Source organism: Actinomycetota bacterium (assembly GCA_035540895.1).
Taxonomy (GTDB): Bacteria; Actinomycetota; JAICYB01; order JAICYB01; family JAICYB01; genus DATLFR01.
The window spans coordinates 22,171-31,046 of record DATLFR010000072.1; the positions used below are offsets into that span (position 1 = coordinate 22,171).

The following is an 8,876-nucleotide window of genomic DNA, read 5'->3' on the forward strand; positions in this document are numbered from 1 at the left end:
CCGATGGCCCGGACGGGTGGTCGTGGGACTAGTCAGCGCAGCTGCGCAGCGTGCAGGGTCCGGACGGCCTCCGCCACGGTCGCCCGCACCTCGTCCGCCTCGGCGTCCGTGAGGGTGCGGTCCGCCGCGCGCAGGACGATCCGGTAGGTGAGGGCCCGGCTCCCGGACGGGACGGGCTCCCCGGTGTAGACATCGCGCAGCGCGACGCGCTCGAGGGCCGGACCGGCGGCGGCCCGGATGGTCGCCTCGACCGCCGCGGAGGGTACGTGCTCGTCGAGGACGAACGTGATGTCGCGTCGGACGGCGGGCATCCGCGGGAGGTCGACGACGGACAGGGCCGCCGGCGCGGCCGCGATGAGCGGCTCGAGCTCGATCTCGGCGACGGCCGGGGTGCCCTCCAGGTCGAAGGCGCGGGCGACGCTCGGTCGGAGCGCGCCGAACCTGCCGACCACGGCGCCGTCCAACGAGATCGTCGCCGACCGTCCGGGGTGGAGCGGCATCTCGTCGCACGGACCGGTCGTCCAGGCCGTGACGCCCAGCTCCGCGAGCAGGACCTCGAGGATCCCCTTCACGTCGAGCTCGTCCGCGGGGCGGGCCGTCTCGTGCCAGGCCCCCGACGAGGCGTCCCCGGCCACGAGCAGACCGAGCCGCAGCGACTCCGGAGGCAGCGGCGAGTCGGCGTCGGCCCAGGCTGAGAAGACCTGACCGATCTCGTAGGCGGCGAGGTCACGCAGGCCGCGGGCCGTGTTCCGCTGGCCCCACCTGAGCATCCCGGGGATCAGGCTCGGGCGCAGGGCCTCCTGGTCGACGGAGAGGGGGTTGGAGACACGGAGGGGCTCTCCCCTCTCTCCCGACGCGGCCAGGTCGTCGTCGGAGACGAACGACGTGAGCACGACCTCGGTGAGCCCGGCTCCCAGGAGGACGTCACGCACGCGCCTCCTCAGGGTCTGCGCGGGGGTGAGGAAGCCGCGGGCGCCCGTGGGCACGCGCATCGGCACCGCGTCGTACCCGTGGAGGCGGGCGATCTCCTCTATCAGGTCGATCTCGCGCGTGAGGTCGGGGCGCCATGACGGCGGGAGCACCTCGGCCCGGTCCTCGTGGGGTCGCACGTCGCATCCGAGACCGGCGAGGAGGCGGTCCGTCTCCGCGGCCTCGACCCCGATCCCGATGAGGGCGTCCGCGCGGGCGCGACGGAGCGTGATCGTCTCCCGGGGCGGGACGGATCCGACGTCGACCTGTCCCTGGGCGACGGTGCCCTGGGCCCACAGCCTCATGAGCTCGGCGCAGAGGGCGGCTGCCCCCGGGACCGCCCCCGGGTCGGCCCCGCGTTCGAAGCGCCTGGAGGCCTCGGTGACGAGCCCGTGCCTGCGGGCGGTACGTGCGATGACGGCCGGCGTGAAGTGCGCCGACTCTATGAGCACGCGCGAGGTGGTGGACGAGACCTCGCTGGACGCCCCGCCCATGACCCCGGCGAGCGCCTGGGGGGCGGAGGCGTCCGCGATCACCAGGTCGTCGGGCGCGAGGTCACGGTCCACACCGTCGAGCGTGGCCATCCGTTCGCCCGCGCGGGCCCACCTGACCACGATGCGCTCCTCCACCAGCCGGTCGAGGTCGAAGGCGTGCAGGGGCTGGCCGGTGAGGAGCAGGACGTAGTTCGTCGCGTCGACCAGGTTCCCGAGCGGACGCATCCCGCAGGCGGCGATGCGGCGCTGGACGGCGAGCGGGCTCTGGTCGTACACGACCCCCTCCACGACCATCGCCAGGTACCGGGGACACCCCTCGGGGGCCTCGATGTCCACACGCGTCAGCGTGGCCACGTCCGGACCGTCCGCCTGGTGGGAGGCCGCCTCCGGACGAACGGACCCGCCGAACAGGACCGCCACCTCCCTCGCCACCCCGAATACGGACAGCAGGTCCGGCCGGTTCGGCGTGATCTCGAGCTCGAGGATCTCATCGCGCAGCCCGAGCATCTCCGGCACGTCGGCTCCCACCGGGGCATCGGGACCGAGGACGAGGATCCCCCCGTGGTCGTCGGAGACGCCGAGCTCCTTCGCGGAGCAGAGCATCCCCTGTGACTCGAGCCCGCCGGGCATCGGACGGACGGAGATCGGCACGTCGAGCGTGGTCACCCTGGCTCCCGGGAGCGCGACCGGGACCCGGTCGCCCACCGAGAAGTTCTTGGCTCCGGCGACGATCTGATACCGCCCTCGGGGACCCGCGTCGACCTCGGCCACGCACAGCTTCTCCGAGACCTCGACGTCGCGGACGGACAGGACGTCTCCCACGTATATGCCGGAGACGTCCTCCCCCATCCGCTCGATCCGCTCCACGCCCACGCCGGCCAAGGCGAGGCGTTCAGCCAGGACATCGGTCGCCACGTCCACGTCGACGAGCTCACGCAGCCAGGAGACGGGGACGCGCATCAGCGCACCAGCGGGAGGCCGCGGAACTGGTCGAGGAACTGCTGGGGGGACTCCAGGAACAGGCGGATGTCGGTGATGCCGTAGCGGATCATCGCCACCCGCTCGATCCCCATCCCGAACGCGAAGCCGGTGTACCGTTCCGGGTCGATGCCGACGGCCTCGAAGACGGCCGGGTCGACCATCCCCGCACCGCCGATCTCCAACCAGCCCGATGCGCACTGGCTGCACCCGGCCCCCCCGCAGAGGTGGCAGGAGACCTCGAGCTGGGCGGACGGCTCGGTGAACGGGAAGAAGGTCGGGACGAGACGGATCCTGGTTCCCGACCCGAAGGCTCCCTGCGCGAAGGCGTCGAGGGTCCCGGTGAGGTCGGCCATCGACAGGCCCTCGTCGACGGCGAGAGCCTCTATCTGGTGGAACACGGGTGAGTGCGTCGCGTCGGTCTCGTCGCGCCGGTAGGCGCGTCCGGGCGCTACGACGTAGATGGGCGGTTGACGCGTCTCCATCGTCCGGATCTGGACGGGGGACGTGTGGGTTCGAAGGAGCGCCGACCGGGCCGCGAGCGGATCCACGACGTAGAAGCTGTCCATATCCGTGCGGGTCGGGTGGTCGGCCGGGATGTTCAGCGCCTCGAAGTTGTTCCACTCCGTCTCGACCTCGGGGCCCTCGGCGATCTCGTAGCCGAGGCCGACGAACACGTCCTCGAGCGAGCGGACGACCTCGACCAGCGGATGCGGTGCGCCCCGCCGCGGCCGGCGGCCGGGCAAGGTCAGGTCGACCCGGTCGGTGGCGAGCAGCTCGGCCTCCGCCTCCCGCTCGAGCTCGACGCCGCGGGCGCGCACCAGATCCTCGAGACCCGCGCGGATCGCGGTCAGCGCCGGTCCGACCAGGCGCTTCTCCTCGATCGGGAGGTCTTTCATCGTGCGGCCGATCTGGACGAGCCGCGCCTTGCGGCCGAGGTACCGCACGCGCGCCTCCTCGAGGGCGCCCGGGTCGGCGGCGGACCCGATCGCCGCGGCGGCCTCGTCCCGGATCGCCTCGAGCTCGGAGACCACCGAGCTCACGTCGGACCCTCCACCGGAAGGGTGAAGGTGAAGGTGGACCCGGCTCCCGGCTCCGAGGTGGCCACGAGCTCGCCGCCGTGGCTCTCGATCAGCCGACGGGAGATGTACAGGCCCAGTCCGGTGCCGGTCGGGCTCCCGGCCCGGTCGCGCCGGTAGAACTTCCGGAACAGCCTGGACAGGTGGACGGCCGGGATCCCTTCCCCCTCGTCGGACACCGAGACCGACACGCCGTTCGACGAAGCCCGCGTCCGGACCGTCACCCGCCCCCCGTCCGTGTACTTCAGGGCGTTCTCGACCAGGTTGGTGACCACCTGCTCCACCTTGTCCGGGTCGGCCTGGACGCTCGGGACGTCGGGGTCCCCCTCGGTCTCCAGGCTGTGCTCGCCCGACCGGTCCCGCATGCGCTCGGTCACCTTCGTCACGAGCGCCGGGACGTCCACCGCCTGGAGGTTGAGCTTGAGCCGGCCGCTCTCGAGCCGGGAGACGTCGAGGAGCTCGTCGATGAGCCTCTTCACCCGGTCGGCGTCCTCGTTCACCGCGGCCAGCATCTCCCTCTTGGCTGTGTCGTCGAAGAGGTCCCAACGCTTCAGGAGGGTCTGGGTGAACCCCTTCACCGAGGTGAGCGGCGAGCGGATCTCGTGGGAGACGGTCGAGATCAGCTCGACCGTCCGCAGGTCCATCCCCCGGCGGGCGCGAGCGCTCCGCATGGTGAGCACGACCCGCTCCACGGTGCCGTCCGGCGCCTTCTGGTAGGCGGCCAGCAGCGACACCGGGAGGTACCCTCCGCTGCGCGCCAGTTCGTAGTCGCCTTCAGGGATGCCCCGACTGATGGGCGACCGGCGGCCGAGAGGCAGACACTCGTCGAGCCTGCGGCCGGAGGAGTCGCGGAGGACGAAGACCTCCCCGGAGGGGCGTCCCAACGCCTTCTCGGCCGACGTGCTTAGGAGACCCTCCGCGGCCCGGTTCAGGTACTCGATGCGCGGTCCGGGGCCGAGGACGACGACCGCGTCCGGGAGGATGTCGAGAACGTCGGACGCGGACGCCATCGGCGTCACTCCCCGGTCGTCCCCGCCTCCAGACCCGACTTCGCTACCGCGACGAGCGCCGCGAAAGCCTCAGGGTCGCGCACGGCGAGGTCCGCCAGGATCTTGCGGTCGACCTCCACCTCGGCGGAGCGCAGGCCCGCGATGAAGCGGCTGTACGACATGCCGTGCTCACGCACGGCGGCGTTGATCCGCGTGATCCACAGCCGTCGCAGGTCGCGCTTGCGGTTGCGGCGGTCGCGGTAGGCGTACGCCAGCGAGTGCATGACCTGCTCCTTGGCCGCCTTGTAGTGGCGGCCGCGGGAGCCGTAGTAGCCCTTCGCCTGACCGAGGACGTTACGGACCTTGTTGCGATGGGCAGCACCCGACTTCGCGCGCGGCATCGAGGCTCAACTCCTTTCCGCGGATCGGGCTCGGTGCTACTTACCGAGCATCTTCCGAACCTGCTGGGCATCGCCCTCGGGCAGGTTCTCGGTCCCCTTGAGGCGGACCTGACGCGAGGCGCTCTTCGACTTCATGAGGTGGGCTCCCCACGCCTTGCGGTGCCGGACCTTCCCGGTGCGCGTGATGCGGAACCGCTTGGCGGCTCCCTTATTCGGCTTCATCTTCGGCATCGGTACCTCCCGGCTTACCCGTCTCCTTGCGGGTGCGGACCGGCGCCAGCATCATCGTCATGTTCCTCCCGTCGAGCTTGGGGTACGCCTCGACGGTCGCGATGTCGCTCAGCTCCTCGGTCAGCCTCCGCAGGATCCTCTCGCCTAGCTCCGTGTGGGCCATCTCGCGTCCCCGGAACCAGACGGTCACCTTCACCCTGTTCCCGGAGCCCAGGAAACGCTCTATATGGCCCTTCTTGGTCTCGTAGTCGTGGACGCCGATCTTCGGTCGGAACTTGATCTCCTTGACCGTGATCGACGCCTGCTTCTTCCGCGCCTCCTTGGCCCGGATCGACTCCTGGTACTTGAACTTCCCGTAGTCGAGGATGCGGCAGACGGGCGGGTCGGCCATCGGCGCCACCTCGACGAGATCCATGTCGTGGTCGCGCGCCCTGGCCAACGCGTCGGGGGTGCGCATGATCCCCAGCTGGTCCCCCTCCGGGCCGATCACCCTGACCTCGTTCGCGCGGATGCGCTCGTTGATCCGGTGCTCGGGTCCGCTACTGCTGCGCCGATCCTGCCGTATGCCGCATCACTCCTCGGTGTTCCGGACAAAACGAAAGCGGACCACGCAGGGTCCGCTCAGACGGGATGCCCCGTCTCGTCGAACCCCCGGACCATCCACTGGTGGAGGTGAGGGGCACGGGCCCCTGCTTGGCCGCGGCCAGTCTACCCCAACCACCCGCCGGGAGGGAGGACCCCCGGCTCCCGACCGCCGGGCGGCCTACGGCACGATCTTCGACAGCGGGAGCTCGATGATGTCGGTCGCCCCCGCTCCCTTGAGCTCCGGGATGAGGAGGTTGATCCGGTGCTTGTCCACGACCGTCTCCACGGCGTAGGACGTTCCGTCCGCGAGCTTGGACACGGTCGGCGCCTTCATCGACGGGAGGATCCGAAGGACGTCGTCGAGCTGGCCGTCCGCGACGTTCAGCTTCACCAGCACCCTCCCCCGCGCCCGGACCGCTCCGTCCAGCAGGATGCGGAGCTCGTCCACGGCCCGTCGACTCCCGGCGTCCTCCATCGTCTTGCGGTTGGCGATCAGCACCGTCCACGACTCCATCAGCGTGTCGATGATCCGCAGACCGTTGCGGTGCAGCGTCGAGCCCGTCTCGGTTATCTCGACGATGGCGTCCACGATGTCGGGCACCTTGGCCTCGGTGGCTCCGTAGGACAGGACCACCCGGGCCGGGATACCGAGTCGATCGAAGTACCGCTGCGTGATCCCCGGGTACTCCGTCGACACGGTCAAGTCGGGCGGCAGCTCGTCGGGCTTCTCGATCCCGGACGTGGCCGAGACCGCCAGCACGAGACGGATGGGTCGGGGCGTGGCCTTGGAGTAATGAAGCTCGGCCACCTCGACCACGTCGCACTCCCGCTCGGCCACCCAGTCCTGGCCGGTTATCCCGAGGTCGAAACGGCCCTCCTCGACGTAGACCGGGATCTCCTGGGGACGCAGGATCGACACCTCGCTCACACGCGGGTCGTCGATCGACCCCGAGTAGCCGCGCTCGGACGCCCGCAGGACCGGGAGGTCGGCCGCCTCGAACAGGTCGAGCGTGGCCCGTTCGAGCGAACCCTTCGGGAGGACCAGGCGCAGCATCAGGCCTCGCCCTTCTCCACGCGGGAGACGAGCGTGGCGGTCTCGATCGCGGCCACGGCGGCATCCCATCCCGCGTTGCCGACCTTGCCCCCTGCCCTCTGAAGCGCCTGTTCCAGGGTCTCGGTGGCCAGGACGCCGAACAGGACCGGGACGCCGCTGTCGGTGGCCACCTGTCCGAGGCCGCGGCTCGCCTCCTGGGCGACCAGGTCGAAGTGGACGGTCTCCCCCCGGATGACGCAGCCGAGGGCCACGACTGCGTCGTAGCGTCCGGACATCGCCATCGCCCGCGCCGCGACCGGCAGCTCCCGGGAGCCGGGCACCTCCGCCCAGTCCACGCTACCCACGCCGTGGCGCTCCAGCGCCTCGCGGCACCCTTCGGCCAGCCTGCTCGTCACCAGGTCGTTGAACCGGGCCACCACCACGCCTACGCGGAGTGCGGTCCCGTCGAAGCTGCCCTTGATCTGCATATCAGTCCTCCAGGTCGAGGATGTGTCCGAGCTGGTCCCGCTTCGCACGGAGGTACGCGATGTTCTCGTCCGTAGGCGCGGTCTGGAGAGGGATCCGTTCCACGATGCTGAGCCCGTATCCGTCCATGCCGGCCCGCTTGGCCGGGTTGTTCGTCATGTATCGCATCGTGGTGATCCCGAGGTCCACCAGGATCTGCGCGCCGATCCCGTAGTCGCGCAGGTCCGGGGGGAAGCCGAGGTGCTCGTTGGCCTCGACCGTGTCCATCCCCTCGTCCTGCAGTTCGTAGGCCTCCAGCTTGTGCCGCAGCCCGATGCCTCTTCCCTCGTGGCCGCGGATGTAGACGAGCACCCCCTCCCCCACCTCCCCGATCTTCTGGAGGGCCAGGCGGAGCTGCGACCCGCAGTCGCATCGCAGCGACCCGATGACGTCCCCGGTGAAGCACTCCGAGTGCACCCGGACCAGGACGTCCTCCTTGCCTCCCGGCTCCCCCATCACGAACGCGACGTGCGTGCGCCCGTCGACGATCGACTCGTAGGCGACCGAGCGGAAGGTCCCGTAGGGGGTGGGGATGGTGGTCTTCGCGACGGGCTTCACGAGCTTCTCGGACCGGCCCCGGTAGGCGATCAGCTGCGCGATGGAGATGATGGGGAGGTCGTGCTCCTCCGCCATGCGCTCGAGGTCGGGGAGGCGCGCGGTCGTCCCGTCCTCGTTGAGGACCTCGCATATGACCGCGCAGGGCGCGAGACCCGCCAGCCGGGCCAGGTCGACGGCCGCCTCCGTATGTCCGGCCCGCCGCAGGACCCCGCCCTCGCGCGAGCGCAGGGGGAAGACGTGTCCGGGACGGATGAAATCGCCTGGTTTCGCGTCGGGCTCGACGATCTTGCGGATCGTGACCGCGCGCTCGTGGGCGGAGATCCCCGTGGTCACGCTCCGGTGATCGATGGAGACGGTGAACGCCGTCTCGTGCGACGAGGTGTTCGTGGCCACCATCGGCTCGATGTGCAGCTCGTCCAGGCGCGCCGGGTCGCAAGGCATGCAGACGAGGCCGCGCCCGTGGCGGAGCATGAAGTTGATCGCCTCCGGCGTGACCAGCTCGGCGGCCATGGTCAGGTCGCCCTCGTTCTCGCGATCCTCGTCGTCGACGACGATCAGGATCTCGCCGCGCCGTATGCGCTCGATAGCTTCCGGTACCTCGATGAATCCCATCTCTCTCTCTCCTCACAGGTAGCCTGCGTCGTCGGCCTGGAGGGCCGCCTCCGCGTACGGCTGGACCAGCTTCTCCACGTACTTGGCCAGGACATCGACCTCGACGTTCACCCGGCTCCCCTCCTCCAGGCGGCCGAGGGTGGTCGCTCGAAGCGTGTGGGGGACGAGGGCGACCTCGAACGAGGACAGCTCCGCGCGCGTGACGGTGAGGCTGACCCCGTCGACGGTCACGCTCCCCTTCTCGACCAGGTAGCGCCCGAGCGAGGGGGGGACCTCGAACGCGACCTCGCGTCCACCGGAGGCCTCACGCACCGACCCGACGCGCCCCACCCCGTCCACATGACCCTGGACGACGTGTCCCCCCAGCTCGGCCCCCGCCCGGACGGGCCGCTCCAGGTTGACCTCGTCGCCGACCCCCAGCC

Annotated in this window: 10 protein-coding genes; all 10 read right to left on the reverse strand. The window is 70.5% G+C overall.

The features are described from left to right. Nucleotides 1-32 precede the first annotated feature (32 nt). Complete coding sequence (pheT, locus tag VM840_04155; GenBank protein ID HVL80769.1) at nt 33-2,423, reverse strand: phenylalanine--tRNA ligase subunit beta; 2,391 nt, start codon at nt 2,421-2,423, stop codon at nt 33-35. Continuing rightward, the gene (gene pheS, locus VM840_04160; GenBank protein HVL80770.1) at nt 2,423-3,484 is read right to left on the reverse strand and encodes a phenylalanine--tRNA ligase subunit alpha; all 1,062 of its coding nucleotides are present in this window, start codon (nt 3,482-3,484) and stop codon (nt 2,423-2,425) included. Before pheS ends, pheT begins: the two co-directional genes overlap by 1 nt. Next, the gene (locus tag VM840_04165) at nt 3,481-4,530 is read right to left on the reverse strand and encodes an ATP-binding protein (GenBank protein HVL80771.1); all 1,050 of its coding nucleotides are present in this window, start codon (nt 4,528-4,530) and stop codon (nt 3,481-3,483) included. The genes pheS and VM840_04165 overlap by 4 nt, the downstream gene beginning before the upstream one ends. Nucleotides 4,531-4,535: 5 nt before the next feature. Next, nucleotides 4,536-4,910, reverse strand: coding sequence for a 50S ribosomal protein L20 (rplT, locus tag VM840_04170; GenBank protein ID HVL80772.1), 375 nt, complete (start codon nt 4,908-4,910; stop codon nt 4,536-4,538). Between the two features lie 36 nt (nt 4,911-4,946). Next, entirely contained in the window at nt 4,947-5,132 is a 186-nt protein-coding gene (rpmI, locus tag VM840_04175) for a 50S ribosomal protein L35 (protein ID HVL80773.1), read from the reverse strand. Next, entirely contained in the window at nt 5,119-5,664 is a 546-nt protein-coding gene (infC, locus tag VM840_04180) for a translation initiation factor IF-3 (protein HVL80774.1), read from the reverse strand. Before infC ends, rpmI begins: the two co-directional genes overlap by 14 nt. Before the next feature lie 240 nt (nt 5,665-5,904). After that, nucleotides 5,905-6,780: an ATP phosphoribosyltransferase gene (gene hisG, locus VM840_04185; protein HVL80775.1), complete on the reverse strand. Its 876-nt coding sequence runs from the start codon at nt 6,778-6,780 to the stop codon at nt 5,905-5,907. Continuing rightward, the gene (gene ribH / locus VM840_04190) at nt 6,780-7,247 is read right to left on the reverse strand and encodes a 6,7-dimethyl-8-ribityllumazine synthase (GenBank protein HVL80776.1); all 468 of its coding nucleotides are present in this window, start codon (nt 7,245-7,247) and stop codon (nt 6,780-6,782) included. The genes hisG and ribH overlap by 1 nt, the downstream gene beginning before the upstream one ends. Nucleotide 7,248: 1 nt before the next feature. Then, nucleotides 7,249-8,454, reverse strand: coding sequence for a bifunctional 3,4-dihydroxy-2-butanone-4-phosphate synthase/GTP cyclohydrolase II (locus VM840_04195; protein ID HVL80777.1), 1,206 nt, complete (start codon nt 8,452-8,454; stop codon nt 7,249-7,251). Between the two features lie 12 nt (nt 8,455-8,466). Then, on the reverse strand, nt 8,467-8,876 hold a 410-nt coding region (locus tag VM840_04200; GenBank protein ID HVL80778.1), incomplete at its 5' end, for a riboflavin synthase.

Excerpts from the sequence above, each read along its gene's own strand:
- pheT (HVL80769.1), bottom strand. The coding sequence starts at position 2,423 with ATGCGCGTCCCCGTCTCCTGGCTGCGTGAGCTCGTCGACGTGGACGTG.
- VM840_04165 (HVL80771.1), bottom strand. The coding sequence starts at position 4,530 with ATGGCGTCCGCGTCCGACGTTCTCGACATCCTCCCGGACGCGGTCGTC.
- rplT (HVL80772.1), bottom strand. The coding sequence starts at position 4,910 with ATGCCGCGCGCGAAGTCGGGTGCTGCCCATCGCAACAAGGTCCGTAAC.
- rpmI (HVL80773.1), bottom strand. The coding sequence starts at position 5,132 with ATGAAGCCGAATAAGGGAGCCGCCAAGCGGTTCCGCATCACGCGCACC.
- hisG (HVL80775.1), bottom strand. The coding sequence starts at position 6,780 with ATGCTGCGCCTGGTCCTCCCGAAGGGTTCGCTCGAACGGGCCACGCTC.
- ribH (HVL80776.1), bottom strand. The coding sequence starts at position 7,247 with ATGCAGATCAAGGGCAGCTTCGACGGGACCGCACTCCGCGTAGGCGTG.
- VM840_04195 (HVL80777.1), bottom strand. The coding sequence starts at position 8,454 with ATGGGATTCATCGAGGTACCGGAAGCTATCGAGCGCATACGGCGCGGC.